A 21547-nucleotide genomic window follows, 5' to 3' on the forward strand; every position below is an offset into this window, starting at 1 on the left:
TGTGCCGCAAAGAGCACAGGATCATGTTCACTGGCGTTCTATAAGACTTGTTGATTCAAGATAATCCCTGGCAACATCTTCGGCAGGAACTCCGTCAACATTGACCCGATAATTCATTTCACGCATTTCATCGTCGGAGATCTTCCCCGCCAGCAGATTCAGCGCATCGATGATTTCCGGATATTTTTCTGCTGTCCCTTCAAGCATGAGCGGAGCTCCCTGGTATGGCGGGAACAGATTCCGGTCATCTTCGAGCACTTTCAGGCCGTACCGTTCGATCTCACTGTCTGTCGAATAAGCATCTACCAGATTGATATCGCCTGAATCGATCGCTGTATACCTCAGCTTCGGCTCCATGGTGACAACATCGGGAAATTCGATGCCGTATAAGGATTGGATGCCCAGATAACCGTCTTCCCGATCTGAAAATTCCAATGTGAAGCCGGCACGGACCTGGTCTTGGATTTTTTGCAGGTCAGAAATCGTATCCAGACCTTGTGCTTCGGCAAATGCTTCCGGCACCGCTAGCGTATAGGTATTGTTGTATTGCATCGGTTCCAGGAGCGCCATGCCGAACTGTTCAGACAGGCCATCGCGGGCCTGCTCGTAGACTTCTCGGCTGTCCGTGCTCTCGGCGGTATCTTTCAGGAATTCGGAAATGGCGGTCCCGGTGAATTCGGGATAGATATGGATTTCTCCTGATTGGAGCGCATTAAAGACGAAACTTGTCTTGCCAAGGCCCGGCTTCAACTCGACTTCCAGATCCGTCTCTTCTTCAATCAGGATTTTGTACATATTGATCAGGATTTCAGGTTCCGAACCAAGCTTCCCGGCGAGGATCAATTTTTCATCATCCTTCGTAAAAAGCGGGGCAAACAGCACGATGGCCGCAATTGCAAGAATGACCGTAAAGGAGATCAGGCTTTTTTTGAATGGCATCTCTTCAAGCTTTTTCAGGATAAAGTCGAAGGCGATCGCAAGAAGGGCCGCAGGAATCGCTCCGAGCACAATCAGGCCAGTGTTGTTGCGGTCGATTCCGAGAAGAATCAGATCACCCAGACCTCCAGCGCCAATCAGTGCAGCCAACGTCGCTGTCCCGATGATCAGAACGGTGGATGTCCGTATTCCTGCCATGATTACCGGCATTGCGAGGGGCAGCTCAACTTTATTCAGGCGTCTGCGTGTGTTCATGCCCATCGCCTGAGCCGCTTCAATCAGAGACGGATCGATTTCCCGGATGCCAGTATATGTATTTCTTAAGATGGGCAGCAGCGCATAGGCAGTCAGCGCGATGATGGCGGGAATCCAGCCAATACCCACAACAGGAATCAGCAGTCCAAGCAGGGCGAGTGACGGGATGGTTTGGATAACCGAAGCCACTCCGATGATACCGTCGGCCAGTTTCCTCTTTCGGGTCAGCCAGATACCGGTAGGCACCGCAATCAGGACTGCAAGAAGCAGAGCGATAAAGGAGATTTCGATGTGCTCCAGAAGGGCGGTCCACAAGTCACTTTTCCGTTCTTCGAAGATGGTCCACAAATCACTCATGATGAACCTTCCCCCTTCCCTCAGAAGCAAGCAAGCGGAAAGCCGATTCACGGTTGATCATGCCGATCAGTTCCCCTCCGTCTTCCACTCCGGCTGCTTCATGGTCGGCCATGACGCTAACAAGCCGGTCTGTGTGAATATCTGCCGGAAGAACGATCTGCGGGTGCACGGGTTCGGCAGGAAATGCGGTTACCCATCGCCTCAGATCCAGTACTTCATGCAGGCCGCCTTCCCCTCTTCCGATAAACTCGCGCACAAATGCCCCGGCAGGATTTCGCCTCAATTCATCTGGTGTTCCGGTCTGAACGATTCTTCCCTCCCGCATTACACAGATCCGGTCAGCCAATTTCAGAGCTTCGTTCATGTCATGAGTGACAAACACTGTAGTCTTGCCGAACGTCTTCTTCAGAAGCAGAAGGTCTTCCTGGAGTTTTTCCCTGGCCACCGGATCGAGCGCACTGAACGGTTCGTCCATCAGGAGAATCTCCGGGTCCGCAGCCATCGCCCGGATCACTCCGACCCGCTGTTGCTGGCCGCCGGATAACTCGGAGGGTTTCCTCTGAGCGAAAACAGCAGGATCAAGACCCACTTGTTCCATGAGCTCATGTGCGCGCCGTTTCATTGTTTCTTTATCACTTTGTTTCATTTCGGGGACAACCAAAATGTTATCTTCAACCGTCATATGCGGAAAAAGGGCAATCTGCTGCAGGACGTAGCCGATATTCCACCGCAACCGGTCAACGTCATAGCTTCCGACATTTTTTCCTTTGATCAGGATGGATCCGGATGTCGGTTCGATCAGCCGGTTGATCATCTTGAGGGTCGTCGTCTTTCCGCATCCGCTCGGACCGATCAGGACAATAAATTCTCCGCTCTTGATCTCTAAATTAAGGGAATCCACGGCTTTTGTGCCGTCCCCGTATTGTTTAGTCACGTTCTGAAATTCAATGATCGATGCGATTGTCACTCAACCCCTCCCGATTGTTGTTCCCATTTTACCATTTACATGAAAGAACAGCGGTCCGGAATGGTTCCGGCCCGCTGTCTTTACCCCGGTTGCACCGATCGTTGCTTTGCCAGCCAATCCCCGATGATGGCAGTCAGCTTCGGGGACAGCGGACTGTCGGCAATGGATTTATATTCTTTCAGGAGCCCCAGCATCGTATGCTCGCCCTCATAATCTTTCAGCATATGATTCATGTCCGGGATGATGTGCCACTCGGAATTGCCCTGTACGGTATCTGCAGTCAGGCGTGCATGGTCCGGCGGTACCTGTACATCTTTTGCGCCGGTGATGGCGAGAACGGGACATTCCACCCGCTTCAGGTAATCGATGACGTTGTAGTCCAGTGTCTCCCTGATCCATTTTGCATTTACCTTGATGCCTTTGATTCTCATAACCGGTTTTTCAGAGTCGGATACTTTTTTAAAGATCTGTGTGTTCTGCTTCCTTGCCCGGTCCGCCACCTTGAACGTTCTGAATATCCATCCTTTCAGCCCTGCCGCTTCATACATCTCCGAGTAGGCCATTTCACTTTGCCTCGGGATAAGGTCTGCGGATGGTCCGGCTGCACCGGCCAGGAGGATCAGACCGTCCACCGGCTCCCGGTCGTGGACGGCAGGCCCGATCAGCGCTCCTTCGCTATGACCGAGAATCAGTATCCGATCCGGGTCAGCGTTGGGATGGCGTTTTAGGAAACGGACTCCTTCTACTGCATCATCGATCAGATCGGAAAGCCCGGCTTCATTGAAGTTCCCTCCGCTTTTATAGGTTCCGCGCTTGTCATAACGGAGAGTCATATATCCATTGGATGTCAGATATTCGGCAAGATCTTTATACAGATTCATCTTCAGATTCTTAAGGTTCCCATCACGATCCCCCTTGCCGGATCCTGAGATGATGAGTACTGCAGGATAGTGATCCTGTTTTTCTTCCGGTATCGTTAATGTCCCGCTCAGCTGAAATTCCGATTCAATCGTCACCAGCGCCTCATTGTACACCTTCTGTTCCCCCCTGCTCATTCCGGTTTAATACATTAATTTCGCTGAATGATCTTGTTACTCCTTTTCTCGCACCGGTTCATTTGAAACTGACAGCCGGCCGGGTGCCCACCCGCTGTGGTAGAGTGGAGTAGAACATACGAGAGTCACAAAGGAGATATGACGGATGGTCACCTATAATATCCTTGACTATTCCCTGATTGATGAAGGATCAGACGCCCGTAAAGCACTTTTACAAACAGTGGAACTTGCAAGGCTGGCTGAGAAGCTTGGTTACCGAAGGTTCTGGGTGTCGGAGCATCATCACGTGCGTTCCGTTGCCGGCAGCAGTCCCGAAATGCTGATGATGCACCTTGCCGATTCAACCGAACACATCCGCATCGGTTCAGGCGGTGTCATGCTTCCCCACTACAGCCCCTATAAAGTAGCTGAAAATTTCCGTGTCCTTGAGGCACTGCATCCGAACCGCATCGATCTCGGCATCGGACGGTCACCCAGCTATCAGCTCGTGAACCGCGCCCTGAATGAATCAAAAGGAAAACGCTTATCTTATGAACAGCAGATAGAAGATATTCATCATTACTTGACGGGGAAAGTTATCAATCACCGCTTCCGTGACCTTACTGCCATGCCGGTCATCGACACCTCTCCCGAGATGTGGCTTCTTGGGACCGGCCAGGGCAGCGCGGAGATCGCTGCCCAACAGGGTCTGTCTTACGCCTACGCCCATCTCGCCAAACCCGGTGGAGGGCATGAAGCTGTCAGGCATTACAAGGATCACTTTCGCCCCAATTCCATGCTCAGCCGCCCAAGAGTTATGATTTCCATTTTCGCGGTTGTGGCAGAAACCTCAAAGGAATCGGAGATGCTGGCAAAGGCATTGGATCTGTGGTTGCTTACCGTGGAATCTTCAACCCCCCCTCCTTATTATCCGTCCGTTGACACGACTTTGAAGCGGGGGTTCAGTGCTTTGGAGAAGGAAAAAATCAAACACAACAGGAAACGCATATTTATCGGCACTCCTGAACAAGTTGCCAATGGCATCCAAAAGACAGCCGAAGAGTATCAGGCAGACGAAGTGACAATCGTCCCGAATGTATTTGGTTCGAAAAATCGCATGAAGGGAATCTCCCTGCTTGCGGACGCGCTTGATATGGGACAAGCAGAATGAAAAAAGCCTTTCGGGGCAGGCATGACGCCGTTCCGGAAGGCTTTTACTCTTTCTGTAGCTTTCTTAAAAACATCATTTAAAATGCCGATTACACCGAAGCCAAGAATCAATATTCCATAAAAGCGGCCATGCAAGCTTTGTTGCAATCTCCGTGTTATACTGAAAAACACTTTAAAAAGGAAAGAGGTCGCGCATGTTTAAGAAAATCTTGAAACAGCTGAAAAACCTGTCACGCGGAAGCAGCTCCCGAAGACATAATCATTATCGCCGGGGAAGCTCAAGCAGCCGGAGGTACAACCGTTCTCCGATGAGCGGAAGCAAATACTACAAGAGGCGCGGCCGTAGCAGCAGCTAACTTCCGATTCTGGTATGTGAAACTGCATTCTGGAGATCAGCGGCGATTTCGCTGATATTCGTATAAGGATCTGTGATACCCAACAGCCGTTTCAGCAGATGGACGGTTTCATGATTTATGGTCAGCTCTTCCGTCCAAGGAAGAGCTTTTTTATTTGTTGGCGTGTAGGTAGTGTAGAGCAAATAAAGCAGAATCTCCCCCAGATCGTAGTAATCCTGAAGCCTCAGCTGCTCGATCCTTTTGCACAAATCGCTTTGACTGGTTGCCTGCGAAACTTCACTCTCACAAACCGAAAGCCCGAAATCGATTAAATAAAGTTCTCCATCGTTGATCAGGATGTTTGGGATGCGCAGGTCCTGATGATAAATTCCCTTTGCGTGAAGGTATTGAACCATCTGCAGCAGTTGCTCCACAACTAGCAATGATGCTTCTTCGCTAAACGATTGTTGCCGGGTGAAGATTTGCTCTTCCATATTTTCTGCCTCGATGAATGTCATCACATAGTACAGGTGTTGATCGTCATCAGAGAAGTCTTCAATGAAGGCCGGCATATTCGGGTGTGAGAGCTGTTTCATGATTTCCATCTCATTTTGAAACATGCCGATCTCTTTCCTGCTATGCCGCTTACTCGGCCGCAGCTGTTTTACAGCTGTCTTCTGTTCGGTATGCAGGTCGGTGCAATCATAAATGATGCCATAACTGCCGGTTCCAATGACATCAGAGACTATATACCGTTTATTAAGAATCGTGTCTTCCCGGATTGGCCAGTCCACAAAAAACTGGCGGATTTTTCGTGTGACGCGCAAAATGTCCATACTCATAGATTAAATCCCTTCATCAAAAACTGCTCATTGAAATCCTTTCTATAGGCGAATGTATCATTGCCGGCTTCACAAGACCAACTTGGTGCTCTTTAAAGTCTGACTTGCATGAAATTCGTGTAAAATGGTACTGGGAAGGTAATTGGAGTAACAAAAAACCTTCATACATAACCATGGAAAGCGGGGCATTCATATGCGTTTTGAAACAAAAGCCATCCACGCCGGACGTTCGATTGACCCATCAACAAGTGCGGTCACCATGCCGATCCACCTCTCTTCAACATATGAACGGGCAGGAGACGGATCTTATCCGAATGAATATATCTACAGCCGAATTGATAACCCAAATCGCCGGGCTTTGGAAGACTGTCTCACATCGCTTGAAGATGGGTTTGATACGGTCACATTCGGATCAGGAATGGCGGCGATTTCTACACTGATCGAATCGCTGCCTGCCGATAAACCCCGGCGCGTGGTGATGCCCGATGATATGTATCACGGAATCCGTTCCCTGCTTGCAGACACGGATATCGGAACCAACTTTGAAGTTGTGTTTGTAGACATGACCGATCTAACACAAGTCGAGGAAGCCATCAATGAGGCACCGACCGGGCTCATCTGGATGGAGTCTCCTTCAAATCCCCAGCTGAAAGTGACTGATATCCAGGCAGTGGCAAAGCTGGCCAGCGATGCCGGTGCATATTCTGTTGTTGATAATACATGGGCAACCCCGGTTCTTCAGAAACCTCTCAGCCTCGGCGCTGATTTTTCACTTCACTCAGTGACCAAGTATATCGGCGGGCACAGCGATCTGCTCCTCGGAGCAGTCATCGCAAAAACAGATAGCCCGATGCTTGCCAGATTAAAGGCTGCCCAACAGGCAAAAGGGGCTGTTCCTTCCCCATTCGACTGCTGGCTTGCCTTGCGAGGAGTTCAAACACTTCCCCTGCGCATGGTGACCCACTGTTCAAACGCTTCCGCAATTGCGGATTTCCTGAAACAGCACCCGAATGTGGAAGCCGTCCATTATCCCGGACTCCCAGAACATCCTGGACACCAGGTAGCGGCAAAGCAGATGAGCTCCTTTGGCGGTATGCTGTCCTTCCAGGTAAAAGGCGGACAGGAAGCGGCCATGGCAGTCACTGCAAAAGCGAAACTGTTTATACGGGCCACAAGCCTTGGCGGAACTCATAGCCTGATCGAGCACAGGGCTTCGCTTGAAGGCGTCCATGCGGTTGCTCCTGATAATCTGCTGCGTGTTTCGGTCGGAATCGAGCACGTGGAAGACCTTAAAGAAGATTTGTTGCAGGCGCTGGAATAAAATGCAGACAAAAAAAGATGATCTCGGGAATTCTTCTTCCAAAGATCATCTTTTTTTGGATTAAAAAATCTTCAGGGTAATGTAATTTCTACCTCTTTCACATACACTGCTTTTCCTGTGATTTGTACTTCTAATGCTTCCTGGTTTTTTGAGACATGCACGCCAACTCTACCATCTTTACCGATTTCCTGGCCCTGCTCTACAGCGAGATCCAGTTGACCGGTGAATCCCGGTTGGATGAACTTGGCATAGTAAGCACCCATGACTGCGGAGGCTGTGCCTGTGACTGCATCTTCGACCGTACCGGAATAAGGGGAACTGAAATGGCGCCCGTGAAGATCAGCAGTCGGGTCATGGGTTTCCAGGCAAAACGGATGTACAGAAGCTTTCGGAACTTCCTTCAACACTTCAGGAAACCGCTGATTATCCGGTTTCATTTCCTGGAATTTTGAAAGATGTTTTACCGGAACGAGAAGAGTCCAGCTTCCTGTGCTTCCATATAGAATCGGCAAAGTCGGATGGAGATCGGATTCCCCCAATCCTATTGAATGCATCAGTTCTTCTTTTGAGCCTTTGTATTCGATGAACTTCGGCGATGCCTGTTTCATCGTGATGGACCATTCACCGTCTTGGTTTCTTGTGGCTTTTATAGGCAGGATGCCTGCCTTCGTCTCAATTGTCAGCTTTTCTTTTTTACCCAGTTGACCTCTGCTGGCCAAAGCGAAAATCATCGCCATGGTCGCATGGCCGCACAGATCCGTTTCATAACCCGGTGTAAAAAAACGGATCCTCAAGTCAGCTAGATCCGAATCCAGTAAAAAAGCTGTCTCATTGTAACCTGCTTTAGCAGTGATTTCCTGCATATCGGAGTCGGACAGACCTTCACTATTCAAAACAACTCCAGCGGGGTTTCCCATATCTGGCTCCGTGCTGAAAGCATCATATTGGTAAACCGTGACTGTTTTCATTTTCTATCCCCCGCTTCATTCTGACCAATCGTTTCGTTTAGTGGTTTATTAAATGGACACTGACCGGTCAAGATCAATTCCAAAATACTGTTTCAGAACGGTCGCCATCTCCTTGTCGTCGATGACTGTTTTTTGCTTTTCACCACTGCGTGTCGTGGTAAATGTGTTTCCTGACAGTGTCAGCCTGCCGTCTTCTGTCGCCAACGAGACAAGTGGTTGCCTTGTAAAAGGGGACTGAGGAGAAGTCTGGTTGTAGTAGCAGACCACCTCAAAATCATTGAGTATTCTCAGGCTCGTATCGAGGCGATAGAGCGTCTCCCAACCGCCCTGCTTTTGATGTTTTTGGAGATCAAGTTCCCCATCTCCTGACTTTTCCAGCCGGTAAGTTCCGCTGACGTCTTCCCTTTCTTCCCCTGATAATGGGAGAGGCACCCTGACTGAATCACCGAAGCCGACATCGACAAGGTAAGGCTTCCCCATTTAAACGATCAGGCAGGCATGACTTCCCGTCAGCGTCCAGCCGCCATCCGGCCGTTTGACTGTTGCAGATGCCAACTTGCTTTTAAAGCCTAAACTCTGGAGCAGCCAGTTAAATAATCCGTTCAGCTCATAGCAAAAACCACCCCAATGATTCAGAACCACTTTCCTGAAGTAATTCTCCACATCAAGCGGGATCCGGATTTTTTGTATCACATCCAGATTTTCAAATGGAATATGAAGCATGTGATGATCCTGAAGTTGAAGGAGTGTGTCCATATTCACTTCAATCGGGCCACTCCAATTCATCCGCTGCAAGTACCGTTCTATTTCCAATCCAATCCCTCCCTCAGATTTTATAGGAGTGCCTGTTACATGAGGAGGATTAGTCCCTGTTCAAGATACCGTTCTGCAATTGAATCATTTCTTCGGCCAGTTTACGGATTCTCTCCATTATTCGCTTATCCATAATTTCATCTGTCTCGGGATCGAAGTTGTCATTCAATATAAAGACATTGTCTGTGGGGATGAGGCCTTTGAAATACGACAGGATAGAACCGAGATGATATTCCAGCACCAGAAAATGTTTTTCCGTCAATCCTGTTGCAACCATGCCTGTCACCTTATTCCTGAATGCATGTTCCGGCAAGTGATCGAACAGGTTCTTCAAGGCTCCCGTGAGCGATGCCTGATAGATGGGGGTTCCGAAAACAAGAAAGTCGGCAGATTGGATTTTCTTAACGACATTCCAGGTGTCTTCATTATAAGCTGCCAGGGGAAGCCCTGCCGCGAACTCTATTTCATAATCCCTCAAGTCTATTAATTCAATTTCTATGCGAGGATCTATGTGACGAGCTGCAGCCAGAACACTGCCTACAGCAACTGATGTTTTATCTCCCGCAAGCGCTCCGGAAACACCGACTAGTTTCATAGATAAATTTTCTCCTTCCATACTAAGCTGTTTAGATTTCACTTTACTGGATTTAAGAGAAGATTGTCCGGTTTGGGATTAGGATGATTTTATCAGAATATTAACTCTACAGGTCGCCTTTTAAGGTATAATGGAATCCGTGCTATCAAACGGGAGGAGATGAACAAAATGAATTTCATCCCATATTTACAGCTGAATGGGACCGCAAGAGATGCGATCGGATTTTATGAAAAGGTGTTTGATGCAGAAAACCTGGGGGTCCTGACGTTTGGCGATATGCCTGCTTCTCCGGAGTCCCCTTTCCCTGAAGACGCAAAAAATCTGGTTGCACATGGCGCGATCAAGGTCGGCGGGTCAATGATCATGCTATCAGATACATTCCCCGGCCAGCCGGCTCAAGAGGGAAATATGGTGATTATTTGTATTACGTTTGACGATGCTGACAAAGCCCATCAGGTATTTGAAGCGCTGCAGGATGGCGGACAGGTTGAAATGCCAATAACAGATACAGGTTTTAGCCCTGCCTTCGGTGTCATTAAAGATAAATTCGGAGTAACGTTTCAGTTTTATACAGAAGGATACCAAGGATAAAACCTGCATCATGGAGTATCGGCTTTGTCTTCTGACAAAGCCGAATTTTCATGGCTCCTCCCGGTTGATCCTCGACAAAATCACGTCAGCTGCCGCTGAGGCACCGCCGGCATTCCTGAACAGCCCTGAGATCTTTGCAGCATTTCTTCGAAATTGGGGATCCTCTAAGATCTGATGGACAGCTTCTCTGATTGTCTGTGGACGGTCGTTTTTAAGGATGATCCCTGCTCCCAGTTCAGCGACGCGCTGTGCAGCCAATTTCTGTTCACTGTGTGTTGGGTACAGGACCATCGGGACTCCCTGATACAGACTCTCACTGACACTGTTCATCCCGCTGTGGGTTATGAAGACGTCTGCCCGTCCGAGAACCGCTATCTGATCGACTGTATTCTTGATACGTATGTTGTCAGGGGCCGTTCCAAATTGTCCGATGTCGGTTTTTTCTCCGACCGACATTACCACCTCGCCTTTACTGCCGGTCAAAGCGCTGATGCAATTCTTATGGAAATGGGAGTTTGTCAGAACTGTTCCTAGCGAGACATACACCAAGGTGCCGGACTTCTCTTTTTCCACGGTATTTTGGTCTTTGCCCGCTATAGAAGGGCCGACAAACGCGAACCGATCGGAAAATGTCTCGGCAAGCGGCTGGAACTCCCTCGTGGTGAACACGATCGTCTCGGTGTCATTGTCATTCCCGATCAGAGATGTAAAGCTGTTCACTTCATAACCGGCTTGTTGCAGTTCTTTGATTTTCCCCCGTATCCTTCCCATTCCGATGATCATTTTTAGCGTTTCCTTGAATCCCGGCTTCATCAGCTTAGCCGTATGCTGATTAAATGCGAAAGTGGTCGTCGAGCAGATATAGGGAATGTCCAGCTTTTGGGCATACAGCTTCCCCCATACACTCATCGAATCCGACACGATACAGTCCGGCTTGGCGGATGACAGTTCCTTAAGCACTTTCTCCTGCATCGCAAGTGTCGTGTCCACGGTCATTTCAATGAGCGCAGCAAAGTCCTTGCCGGCTTTTTTGCTGATTTCCTTATCCGTCGCCTGAGGAAGAAATTGATCACACCCGATAAACTTGGCACCGGCTGCTATGATTTTCTCCCGGAACTCCCTGAACGAGTAATACCAGACCTCATGTCCCCTCTCCGTAAGCTCCCTTACGACCGGCAGGGTCGGATTCGTATGGCCGTGTGCCGGCAATGAGAAGAAAACGATTCTGCTCATCTCATTCCCCTCCTTCCGGCTCGGCATTCCGGATCATTTCCGCAAAGTCGAGCAATGTATCACGCTTCATCAGAGCAATCCCCATGGAGCTGTCGTCACCCAGAACCACCAACTGGTCCCCTTCACGGATTCCGAACCTCTCCAGCGCCTTTTTAGGAACATTCACCTGTCCGTCTTGACCAACCTTGGCCACACCAAAAAAGTGCTTCCCTCGAGGCGCCATCCGGTTCGCTTCCGCTTCGGTCAGATCTCCCGACAGTTGGTCAAGTGAAACCTGAAAATGATCCGCAAGCACCCGGCATCTGTACAGGTCCGGAAGCGACTCCCCCGACTCCCATTTAGCGATTGTCTGCCTGGATACCCCCAGCCGCTCCGCCAAAAATTCCTGGCTCTGCTTGTTCCGCTTCCTTAACACACGAATATTGGTGCCGATCATCCCGCTCAACTCCTTTGGTTCCACTTTACCCTAAAGAAATGTTAATGACTATCAACCAACTAATACAGTTATCGTTAATATTCGTGGCAATTAAAACAGCAAAATGCGTGTCCCGCTGCTCTGGTTAATTTAGATAACTAAAGAATTCCTGCGATTAACCTGCTTAGGTTCGTCTGCAAATTCAACAGAGGCATCATCATACAGTTGACCATCCCTGAGCAATGCGAAATCACCAATCAGAAAAATGCTGTCACGCCGTTCCCTATTCAAAATGAAAGATCAGGCATCCCTGCGTGAACGCAGAATGCCTGATCTTTATCATCTTATTGATGTTCCAGACAGCTGTCTTTCCTTGAGCCGGCCGACAAATTGTTCAAATATAAACACCGTATCCAGAGGACCGGGATGCCCTTCCGGATGAAACTGGACGGCCTGAACCGGTTTTTTCTTATGTCGCAGGCCCTCCACGCTGCCGTCGTTTATATTTCGGAATGACACTTCAAACAAATCATTGTCGATCGTCTCTTCTTGCACGACGTACCCGTGATTCTGTGAGGTGATGTAGGCTTTGCCTGTTTTCAGATCTTTTACAGGATGATTCCCACCGCGATGGCCGAAGAGTAGCTTTGTTGTTTTCGCGCCGTAGGCCATTGCGATCAGCTGGTGGCCAAGACAGATCCCGAGGGTCGGATGCGTATCTGTGAGTTCCCGGATCTTCTCCAGTTGATCGGCTGCATGTTCCGGATTTCCCGGTCCGTTGCTGATGACGACCCCATCGGGATTCAGACCTCGGATGTCTTGTATGGAGTGATGGTAAGGTACAACGGTCACTTTGCACCGTTGTTCAATAAGATAATCCAGTATGGACTTTTTGTAGCCAAAATCCAGAAGTACCACATGCGGCCCTCTATTCCCGTAGGTCTCCACCTTTTTCGTGGTCACCCGATCATACATCGCGCCATCCTCACCGGCCTGAACCGCGGCATCTTTCCGTTCGGAAATGATACCCCGGACCGTTCCTTTTTTCCGAATGGTCCTGACCAAACTTCTGGTATCTATATCCATCAGGCAAGGAAGTCGATTTTCCTCCATTCTTCCCTGCAGTGAGCCGGTCGCCCGGTGATGATGCAGGTCAGACGACATCTCTCCGGTCACAATTCCCCTCAAGTGAGGGAACACACTTTCATCATCTTCCCCGCTGACTCCGTAATTCCCGATCAGCGGATAGGTGAAGACAATGATCTGACCGGCATAGGAAGGGTCTGTAATGATTTCCTGATAACCGCTCATGCTCGTATTAAAGACGACTTCGCCTTCTGTTTCTCCAGAAAACTCTCCGGCCAGAACACCTTCAAATACCTCACCGGTTTCCAAGATCAAGTATCCCTGCTTCATCTTCTTCCCCCTTTATCCAACCTCAGTATGTAACCCACCAAAGTATCCGGTGGGTGGTGTTCATTGTTTTTATTGTTACTCTTTCAGAAGCTGGGTATTCAGCAGGTGTCGTGGGAGAACAGAGGTCGAATCGTCCCGGTTGAATGCTTCGGGATACCCATAACTGCCATGTTCACTGATATCGAGGCCGGCAAGTTCCTGTTCTTCGGTAACCCTGAGGCCCTTCATGACTGCTTTCATGCCAAGGAGGAGCAGGAAGGATACGGCAAAAGCGTAACCCGCGGATACCGTGATGCCCATTGCCTGCACTCCCAGCTGTTCAAGACCTCCTCCATAAAGAAGGCCTGCCTGCCCGACAACAGCCAGCTCTTGTGTGGCAAAGATACCGGTCGACAAAGTGCCCCATACGCCTGCGATCCCATGAACGGAAAGTGCAAAAATCGGATCGTCGATTTTCAGCTTTTCAAAGAATCTGACACTGTAGAAAACCATGATTCCTGCAACGGCTCCGATGATGACGGATGCCCATGTTTCCACAAAGGCACAGGATGCGGTGATGGCAACCAATCCGGCAAGTGTTCCGTTCAACATGGTCGGGATGTCGGATTTTCCCAAAGCCACCCAGGAAATCAGCAATGCACTGACCGCACCGGCAGCCGCAGCCATCGCGGTATTCAGGGCGACGAATGCGAAGAAGCCGTCTTCGACCCCCAGGGTGCTCCCCGCATTGAATCCGAACCAGCCGATAAAAAGAATCAGAACTCCCAAAGCTGTGTACACCTGGTTGTGACCGCTGAGATTGTTGGCCGTGCCGTCGCTGTTGTATTTGCCGATCCGCGGTTTCAGGAGGATGGTGGCAGCCAGGGCTGCCATGGCGCCTGTCAGGTGAACAACCGTCGATCCGGCAAAGTCCTGTTTGCCGTGCTCAGCAAGCCAGCCCCCGCCCCAGATCCAGTGGGCGATGACCGGATAGACCAGGACTGAGAACAACACAGCGAAGACGAGGTAGACAGACAGCTTCGCCCGTTCCGCAAATCCTCCAAATGCGATGGTCAATGCAATGCCTGCAAAGGCCAGCTGGAAGACAAAGAACGCAACGGTGGAATACGGACTTCCCGCGATTTCCTCACCCGGGTAGAAGAAATCACTCATCCCGATGAAGAAATTGCTGTTTTCTCCAAAGATGAACCCATAACCCACTGCCCAAAAAACGATTGCAGCAATCCCGAATGAAAAGATCGTCTTTCCGGCGATATGTCCTGCATTTTTCATACGTGTGGAACCTGCTTCAAGCAGGATGAACCCTCCCTGCATGAAGATCACCAAAATGGCACCCAGCATGATCCAGACACTGTTCAGATAAAACAAGTCCGCCATATCCATTCCTCCCGTATTCAATTTTTAAATTGCGATGGGGGCTGTCACCCCCCATCGTTCAGCTGTCTACAATGTCAATGCCGTAATGATCGAACCATGTGTGGATCTGAGAAAGATGGGCAATCAGCTGCGGCGCAGTCATCAACTGGCCAAACCAGGGAGTCTTGAAGGAGGCACCGTCGGAATTGAGGATTTCTTCAACCTTCCTTCTTGAAATGATTTCCCATAGCGGAGAAGGCTTCCCAAGAATATCTTGCAGCTTTTCTTTTACAAGCCTCATGTATGCAGGATGATGGGTTTTCGGATACGGACTCTTTTTCCGATAGAGGATGTCTGTCGGAAGGATCCCTTCCATCGCTCTTCTCAGCAGTCCCTTTTCACGGCCATCGAGCATTTTCATATCCCATGGAATATTCCAGGCATATTCGACAATCCGGTGATCGGCAAACGGGACACGGACTTCAAGCCCCGCTCCCATGCTCATCCGGTCTTTGCGCTCCAGCAAGGTTGACATGAACCAGGTCATATTCAAGTAAAACATTTCCCTCCGCCGGGCTTCTGTCGGGTCCTCTCCATCCAAAACAGGCACCTCAGCGATTGTCCGATCATAGCGGTACTGAATATATTCCTTCAGTGATAGCTTTTTCCGCCAATCTTCCTGCAACAACACTTCTCTTTCTTCCTGAGATGTCATCCATGGGAACCGGCTTTCCTGCAGGAGGTCAGACCTGTGAAACCACGGGTACCCCCCGAAAATTTCGTCAGCGCATTCCCCCGAAAGAGCGACGACATGGTCCTGCCTGATCTGTTCACAAAACCATAGGAGAGATGCATCCACATCAGCCATGCCGGGAAGGTCCCGGACCAGTACCGCCCGGTCCAGACCGTTGACCAGTGTCTGTTGATCAATCACCTTTGAATGATGGTCTGTACCGATGAAGTCCGACACCTTTTCGATCCACGGCGCATCCTGATCCGGCTGAAAGACACTTGATTTGAAATAGTGAAGATTCTGTTCATAGTCAATGGAATACGAGTTCAGCCTGCCTCTTCCCTCTGAACGGAACTGTTCGGACGCCACAGCTGAGATAATACTGGAGTCCAATCCCCCTGACAGAAATGTACACACCGGAACATCTGCGATGAGCTGACGTCGGATGGCATCTTTTACGAGGAAAGAAACTCTTTCCAGCGTTTCTGCGAGATCATGGTCATGGTTCCGGCTTTCCACATTCCAGTATCGCCATTTCCGGATACCGCTTTTGTCAAAGGTCAGGGCATGCGCAGACGGGAGTTCGTCGATTCCGCGGAAGATTCCGTTTCCCGGACTGCGCGAAGGACCCAATCCGAACACTTCCCTTAATCCGTCTCGGTCCACTTGCGCTTTGATTTGCGGATGCTTCAGGATCGCTTTGATTTCGGAAGCAAACATCAGGGAGTCGGCACCTGCCAGGTAAAATAACGGCTTAACGCCCAGCCGATCTCTCGCCAGAAATAGCCGATCCAGCGTTTCGTCCCATATTCCGAAGGCGAAGATCCCGTTCAGCCGCTCCAGGCACCGCTCTCCCCATTCGATATAAGCAGTCAGCAGCACTTCCGTATCAGACCGGGAATGAAACGGATAGCCCTTGCCGATCAATTCTTTTCTGAGCTCTTCCGTATTGTAAAGCTCACCATTGTAGACAATCCGATAAGTGCGGCCCTCTGATTCTTTGGTCATCGGCTGCGCCCCTCCTGCAGGGTCCACGACGGTCAGCCTTGTGTGGCCAAGCGCCATATGTTTGGAGCACCATGTGTTCAACGCATCCGGCCCGCGTCTTGAAAGGGTGGCGGCCATTGACTGTATCACCGGCACTTGCTGTCTAAGATCCTGCTTCCAATCTGCCCAACCGGTTATTCCACACAATTCTGCTCACTCTTTCTAAAATGTTTTCACAGGCTGCCGCGGCTCAATATTGAGTCAGGTACTGTTCCCGCTCCCAAGGGTGGATCTGGGTACGGAACATATCCCATTCGATTTCCTTGGACTCCACGAAGTGTTCAAACAAGTGGCTCCCCAGGCCATTGATGATGATTTCATCCTCCTTCAGCAGTTCCAGCGCGTGCGCCAAAGTGGAAGGCAGATCGATGATTCCGTTTTCGTTTCTCTCCTTTCTGGACATGTCGTAGATGTTCTGGTCAATCGGTTCCGGTGCTTCCAGCTGATTCTTAACCCCATCCAGTCCGGCGGACAGAAGGACAGCCATCGCCAGATACGGGTTTGCGGACGGATCTACGCTTCTTACTTCGACACGGGTGCTTAGCCCCCGCGATGCCGGAATCCGGATGAGCGGGCTCCGATTTCTTCCGGACCATGCGACATAGCAAGGCGCCTCGTAGCCGGGAACAAGCCGCTTATAGGAATTCACTGTCGGATTCGTGATGGCCGTGAAGCTTGGTGCATGTTTGAGGATTCCCGCCAAAAAGTGTCGGGCTGTATCGCTCATTTCCATCGCACCTTTCGGATCATAGAACGCATTTTCTTCCCCTTTGAATAAACTCAGGTTGCAATGCATGCCGGATCCGTTGATGCCGAACAGCGGTTTCGGCATGAAGGTCGCCAGGAGGCCGTGTTTTCTGGCAATCGTTTTGACGACCAGCTTAAATGTCTGGATATCATCACAGGCTTTTAGTGCGGACTGATACTTGAAGTCGATCTCATGCTGGCCTGGGGCAACTTCATGATGCGAAGCCTCTACCTCGAAGCCCATTTCTTCGAGTTCCAGTACGATATCGCGGCGGCAGTTTTCCCCCAGATCTGTCGGCGCCAGGTCGAAATAGCCTCCGCTGTCATTGAGTTCGAGCGTCGGATTCCCGTTTGCATCCAGTTTGAATAGGAAGAACTCCGGTTCAGGCCCAAGATTAAAGTAGGTGAAGCCCAGTTCTTCCATCTCTTTCAGCACACGCTTGAGGTTGGAGCGCGGATCCCCTTCAAAAGGCGTTCCGTCGGGATGGGCGATATCACAGATCAGACGGGCAACCTTCCCTTTTTCGGACGTCCAAGGAAAGATGACGAACGTCTCCAGATCCGGGCAAAGATACATGTCGGATTCTTCGATCCGTACAAAGCCTTCAATCGAGGAGCCGTCGAACATCATTTTGTTGTCCAGTGCTTTCGGGAGCTGGCTGACCGGTATTTCTACATTTTTGATCGTTCCGAACAGGTCCGTGAACTGTAGGCGGATAAACCGCACATTCTCTTCCTTCACCAATTCCATCACTCGCTGTTTATCCATTTCCCCCAGCTCCTTTTCTTTTTTAATTTCATTCAGGCAATGAGTTCTCCTGAGCAAATATAAGCAGCTTCTCCTCTTTTCCGCACATGCCCCTCTTCATCCCAGATGATCTCCAGGTCACCTCCGGGCAAATGAACGGTGATTGGCTGATAAAGATCAACCAGTCCATTGAGCGATGCCGCGACTACGGCCGCACAGGCGCCTGTGCCGCATGCCATCGTGATGCCGGATCCCCTTTCCCAGACACGGTACTCGATTTCCCGGGGACCTTTGACTTCCACCCATCCGACATTCACCCGTTCCGGGAACAGGATGGAATGCTCGATGAGCGGACCCAGGCGCCCAACTTCGGCAGCCTTTACGTCATCAGTGAAGATGATTGCATGCGGATTTCCCATTGAAATACAGGTGATGCGCAGTAGTTGTTCGCCAAAAGTGTGCAGTTCATCGATTGTCCGGGCTTCCGGATCGCCCTGCATCGGTATCGCCCCCTTCTGCAGCCCCGGCTTCCCCATGTCCACTGTTACAAAGCTGACATGGTCGTCAACTGTCCGGCCTTCTTCAACTTCTGCGCTGACAATTCCGCCCAATGTCTCTATCGTGAAATTTCGCCCGCCGGCGTATCCGTGATCGTAAACGTACTTTGCCATGCAACGCAGCCCATTGCCGCAGTTTTTCGCTTCCGAACCATCTTCGTTGAAGATCCTCATTTTGAAGTCCGCTTTTTCCGAGGAGCCGATCAGGATGATTCCGTCGGAACCGATTCCGAAATTGATCTGTGAGACTTTCCTGGACAGTGCCGGATACCGGTCTTCTTCCAGGACATTGCCCGGATCATCCAGTTGGTTGAAAATTACATAATTGTTTCCGAGCCCGTGCATCTTCGTGAACTTCAACTTCTCACCTCCTTAAAAGAAGAACTTGCATGTCTGGAGCCTGCTTCTGATTTCATTCAGGATCATTTGCTCTTCTTCCGGCCCATCGGCTTCGAAGGTCACCGAGAATCGCACGTACGATCCCGAATCGTCCCATGGCACGGTTGAAATCGAGTGCTCCTGGATCAGGTAGTGGCTGAACGCTTCGGCATTCATGAACGTCGGGCCATTCTCCACTCCTGCAGGTGCTTTTACATACAGGAAGAAGGACCCTTTAGGCTTAATGGCGTCCAATCCGCTGTCCTGCAAGATGGATGACAGTTGATCATGCCTCCTCGAGTACTTTTCAGCCGTTTCAATCGTGATTTCCGGATGGGCCAGCGCATAGGCGGCCGCTTTCTGGATCGGAATGAACTGGCCTGAATCACTGTTGTCCTTCACCGTTGCAAAGGCGGAAATCAGTCGGGCATTCCCTGTGATAAACCCGATCCGCCATCCGGTCATATTGAACGACTTGGAAAGCGAATGGAGTTCCACCCCGACATCTTTCGCTCCCGGAACTGACAGGAAACTGAGCGGCTGATTGCCGTCAAATACCAATGCTGCATAAGCGGCATCATGGACGACGATCAGTTCATGCTCTTTTGCAAAACGGACAACCTCTTCAAAAAATGAACCGTCGGCCACCGCTCCGGTCGGGTTATTCGGATAGTTCAGGTACAACAGCTTTGCTTTTTTCAATATTTCTTCCGACAAAGAATGAAGATCCGGCAGAAAACCGTTTTCTTCAAGGAGCGGGAGTTCAACAACTTCTCCTCCGAGATATCGGGTATGGGTTCCGAGGACCGGATAACCTGGGGTCGTGACAATCGACACATCGCCGGGATTGATCAGCACTTGAGGCAGCATGGCCAGGGCAGATTTTGTCCCGATCACATGATTGATTTCCGTTTCCGGATCCAGGCCGGTCACTCCGAACACTCCTTGCATATAAGCAGCTGCTGCCCGTCTGAATTCCGGAATCCCGTTGTCGGCATAAAACCGGTTTTCCGGCTTTCTGCACTCGATCATCAGTTCCCTGAGCACACCGTCATCCGCCATGGCATCCGGCTCTCCGACGCCCAGGTCGATCAATGCTTTGTCCGGATTTTTCTGCAGCGCTTCCCGCTTGGCCCGCTTGATCTTCTCGAACTTGTATACTTCATTGTCCATCCCGAAACGGGAACCCCCGATCCGTTCGGCAAACCGGTTCTGGATAAAGTCCGCACTCACCATTCTTTTTCCCCCGTCCCGTTCATGATGTTTTTCTTGTGATGTAGTTGTGGCATTCCTCTGCAGCTTCCTTTCCTTCCTGGATCGCCCAGACAATCAGGCTGGCTCCTTTCCGGGCATCTCCGGCTGCAAAAACGCCGTCATTCTGAGTCTGATAGGAGGTGCCGATCACTTCGACGTTGGATCGCCGATCGGTTGTCATTCCCAGATTTTCCGTCTCGGCTCCTTCGAATCCGATTGCAAGCAGCACCAGCTGTGCAGGCCAGACTTTTTCGGTGCCCGGAATCACTTCCCTGATCTTCTCGCCGCCTTTGCCGATGATGGTTTTGATCCCTGCACTTTTCACCCCGGAAACCCGGTGGCGGTCATCATAAGTAAATTCCAGGGCAGTCGTGGCAAATTCTCTGGGGTCTTGCCCGAACTTGGCAATGGCATCTTGCTGGCCCGTATCAACCTGATGGATGATTGGAAACTGCGGCCACGGGTTTTCGGCTGAACGTACGTTCGGGCGTACCGGATAAATATCGAATTGGACCAGGCTTCTGCAATTCTGGCGGACTGCAGTTGTCACACAATCCGTCGCGGTATCACCTCCGCCAATTACAATGACGTCTTGATTTTCCGCGGAGATATATGCCTGATCCTCAAAGCCGGAGTCCAGGTAGCTTTTTGTATTCAGGTGCAGATAATCCATTGCGTAGTGGATTCCGGCCGATTCTCTTCCGGGAATTTCAAGGTTTCGTGGTCTAGTCGCACCGATACAGAGGACAACGGCATCGTGCTCTTCCTTTAATTGCTCAAGCGAAACCTGTTTACCGATCTCGATGTTTGTAACAAATCGGATGCCTTCCTCCTCCATCAGCCTGATCCTGCGGTCAACCACTTCCTGTTCGATTTTCGTTTTCGGTATCCCGTATGTGAGCAGGCCCCCGACCCGGTCCGCCCGTTCATAGACGGTCACTTGGTGTCCGTGCTGATTCAGGACAGATGCACACGTCAGGCCCGCAGGTCCCGATCCGATCACCGCCACTTTGTTTCCTGTGCGCTTAAGCGGTACTTTCGGGAGAACCCATCCTTCTTCAAATGCTTTGTCTATGATTGCCCTCTCGATGTTCTTGATCGTGACCGGCTCATTGGCAAGCGATGCCACACAGCCACCTTCACACGGTGCCGGACAGGCGCGGCCTGTAAACTCCGGAAACGGGTTGGTGCGGCTGAGCCGCTCGTAAGCCTCTTTCCACCGTCCCCGGTAAACCAGGTCATTCCATTCGGGAATCAGGTTATAAATCGGACAGCCAGTCGTCATCCCTGCCAGTTCACTGCCGTTCTGGCAAAACGGCACCGCGCAATCCATACACCTGGATGCCTGTTCACGCAAAATCCGATCAGGCGGCAAAACGGAAATCTCTCTCCAGTCTTTGATTCGTTCATCGGTGTCGCGATAGTTGCCGGTGATTCTCCGGTAATCCATGAAACCTGTTGCGCTTCCCAACGGCCTCA

18 protein-coding genes and 1 pseudogene are annotated in these 21547 nt (G+C 50.4%); 3 read left to right on the forward strand and 16 right to left on the reverse strand.

Translation table 11 applies throughout. From position 1 onward, the window contains the following. Positions 1–27 precede the first annotated feature (27 nt). The 3 genes from opuFB to BMX91_RS07530 all read right to left on the reverse strand — a co-directional run bounded on the left by opuFB (position 28) and on the right by BMX91_RS07530 (position 3549). Positions 28–1548 carry an osmoprotectant update ABC transporter permease/substrate-binding subunit OpuFB gene (gene opuFB / locus BMX91_RS07520; RefSeq protein WP_092051700.1) on the reverse strand — a complete coding sequence of 507 codons (1521 nt, stop codon included), beginning with the start codon at positions 1546–1548 and terminating at the stop codon, positions 28–30. Continuing rightward, positions 1541–2500 (reverse strand): ABC transporter ATP-binding protein, encoded by a 960-nt coding sequence (locus tag BMX91_RS07525; RefSeq protein WP_092052192.1) that lies wholly within the window; start codon positions 2498–2500, stop codon positions 1541–1543. Before BMX91_RS07525 ends, opuFB begins: the two co-directional genes overlap by 8 nt. 95 nt (positions 2501–2595) lie before the next feature. Then, the gene (locus BMX91_RS07530; RefSeq protein ID WP_092051702.1) at positions 2596–3549 is read right to left on the reverse strand and encodes an alpha/beta hydrolase family protein; all 954 of its coding nucleotides are present in this window, start codon (positions 3547–3549) and stop codon (positions 2596–2598) included. A gap of 166 nt (positions 3550–3715) precedes the next feature. On the opposite strand from BMX91_RS07530, the gene BMX91_RS07535 reads away from it, so the two are divergent. Beyond that, positions 3716–4720, forward strand: coding sequence for an LLM class flavin-dependent oxidoreductase (locus BMX91_RS07535; RefSeq protein ID WP_092051704.1), 1005 nt, complete (start codon positions 3716–3718; stop codon positions 4718–4720). 351 nt (positions 4721–5071) lie between these two features. Here BMX91_RS07535 and BMX91_RS07540 read toward each other — a convergent pair whose 3' ends face one another. Next, the gene (locus BMX91_RS07540) at positions 5072–5896 is read right to left on the reverse strand and encodes a serine/threonine protein kinase (protein ID WP_245744324.1); all 825 of its coding nucleotides are present in this window, start codon (positions 5894–5896) and stop codon (positions 5072–5074) included. A gap of 193 nt (positions 5897–6089) precedes the next feature. On the opposite strand from BMX91_RS07540, the gene BMX91_RS07545 reads away from it, so the two are divergent. Further along, positions 6090–7217: a trans-sulfuration enzyme family protein gene (locus BMX91_RS07545; RefSeq protein ID WP_092051706.1), complete on the forward strand. Its 1128-nt coding sequence runs from the start codon at positions 6090–6092 to the stop codon at positions 7215–7217. Positions 7218–7288: 71 nt separating this feature from the next. Here BMX91_RS07545 and BMX91_RS07550 read toward each other — a convergent pair whose 3' ends face one another. The 3 genes and pseudogenes from BMX91_RS07550 to BMX91_RS07560 all read right to left on the reverse strand — a co-directional run bounded on the left by BMX91_RS07550 (position 7289) and on the right by BMX91_RS07560 (position 9593). Continuing rightward, positions 7289–8185, reverse strand: coding sequence for a PhzF family phenazine biosynthesis protein (locus BMX91_RS07550; RefSeq protein WP_092051708.1), 897 nt, complete (start codon positions 8183–8185; stop codon positions 7289–7291). A gap of 48 nt (positions 8186–8233) precedes the next feature. Next, positions 8234–8971, reverse strand: a pseudogene (locus BMX91_RS07555) (arylamine N-acetyltransferase family protein). A gap of 76 nt (positions 8972–9047) precedes the next feature. Further along, positions 9048–9593, reverse strand: coding sequence for an NADPH-dependent FMN reductase (locus BMX91_RS07560; protein ID WP_092051711.1), 546 nt, complete (start codon positions 9591–9593; stop codon positions 9048–9050). 168 nt (positions 9594–9761) lie between these two features. Between BMX91_RS07560 and BMX91_RS07565 the strand changes: the two genes are divergently transcribed. Continuing rightward, positions 9762–10184, forward strand: coding sequence for a VOC family protein (locus BMX91_RS07565; RefSeq protein WP_092051713.1), 423 nt, complete (start codon positions 9762–9764; stop codon positions 10182–10184). A 48-nt stretch (positions 10185–10232) separates the two neighbouring features. Here the strand turns inward: BMX91_RS07565 and BMX91_RS07570 are convergent, their stop codons facing one another. The 9 genes from BMX91_RS07570 to BMX91_RS07610 all read right to left on the reverse strand — a co-directional run bounded on the left by BMX91_RS07570 (position 10233) and on the right by BMX91_RS07610 (position 21539). After that, a complete protein-coding gene (locus BMX91_RS07570; RefSeq protein WP_092051716.1) occupies positions 10233–11417 on the reverse strand; it encodes a macrolide family glycosyltransferase in 1185 nt (394 codons plus the stop codon). A gap of 1 nt (position 11418) precedes the next feature. Next, positions 11419–11853 carry a helix-turn-helix domain-containing protein gene (locus BMX91_RS07575; protein ID WP_092051718.1) on the reverse strand — a complete coding sequence of 145 codons (435 nt, stop codon included), beginning with the start codon at positions 11851–11853 and terminating at the stop codon, positions 11419–11421. A gap of 318 nt (positions 11854–12171) precedes the next feature. Next, positions 12172–13248 (reverse strand): carbamoyl phosphate synthase small subunit, encoded by a 1077-nt coding sequence (locus tag BMX91_RS07580; RefSeq protein WP_092051720.1) that lies wholly within the window; start codon positions 13246–13248, stop codon positions 12172–12174. A gap of 75 nt (positions 13249–13323) precedes the next feature. Then, entirely contained in the window at positions 13324–14625 is a 1302-nt protein-coding gene (locus tag BMX91_RS07585; RefSeq protein WP_092051721.1) for an ammonium transporter, read from the reverse strand. Positions 14626–14683: 58 nt separating this feature from the next. Continuing rightward, entirely contained in the window at positions 14684–16531 is a 1848-nt protein-coding gene (asnB, locus tag BMX91_RS07590; protein ID WP_092051724.1) for an asparagine synthase (glutamine-hydrolyzing), read from the reverse strand. A 43-nt stretch (positions 16532–16574) separates the two neighbouring features. Beyond that, entirely contained in the window at positions 16575–17900 is a 1326-nt protein-coding gene (gene glnA / locus BMX91_RS07595) for a type I glutamate--ammonia ligase (protein ID WP_407640872.1), read from the reverse strand. A 32-nt stretch (positions 17901–17932) separates the two neighbouring features. Beyond that, the gene (dapF, locus tag BMX91_RS07600; protein ID WP_218143877.1) at positions 17933–18781 is read right to left on the reverse strand and encodes a diaminopimelate epimerase; all 849 of its coding nucleotides are present in this window, start codon (positions 18779–18781) and stop codon (positions 17933–17935) included. 27 nt (positions 18782–18808) lie between these two features. Next, positions 18809–20050, reverse strand: coding sequence for an LL-diaminopimelate aminotransferase (locus tag BMX91_RS07605; RefSeq protein ID WP_092051729.1), 1242 nt, complete (start codon positions 20048–20050; stop codon positions 18809–18811). Positions 20051–20069: 19 nt separating this feature from the next. Next, complete coding sequence (locus tag BMX91_RS07610) at positions 20070–21539, reverse strand: glutamate synthase subunit beta (protein WP_092051732.1); 1470 nt, start codon at positions 21537–21539, stop codon at positions 20070–20072. Between the last annotated feature and the right edge of the window lie 8 nt (positions 21540–21547).

Source organism: Bhargavaea ginsengi (assembly GCF_900109165.1).
GTDB classification, from domain to species: Bacteria; Bacillota; Bacilli; order Bacillales_A; family Planococcaceae; genus Bhargavaea; species Bhargavaea ginsengi.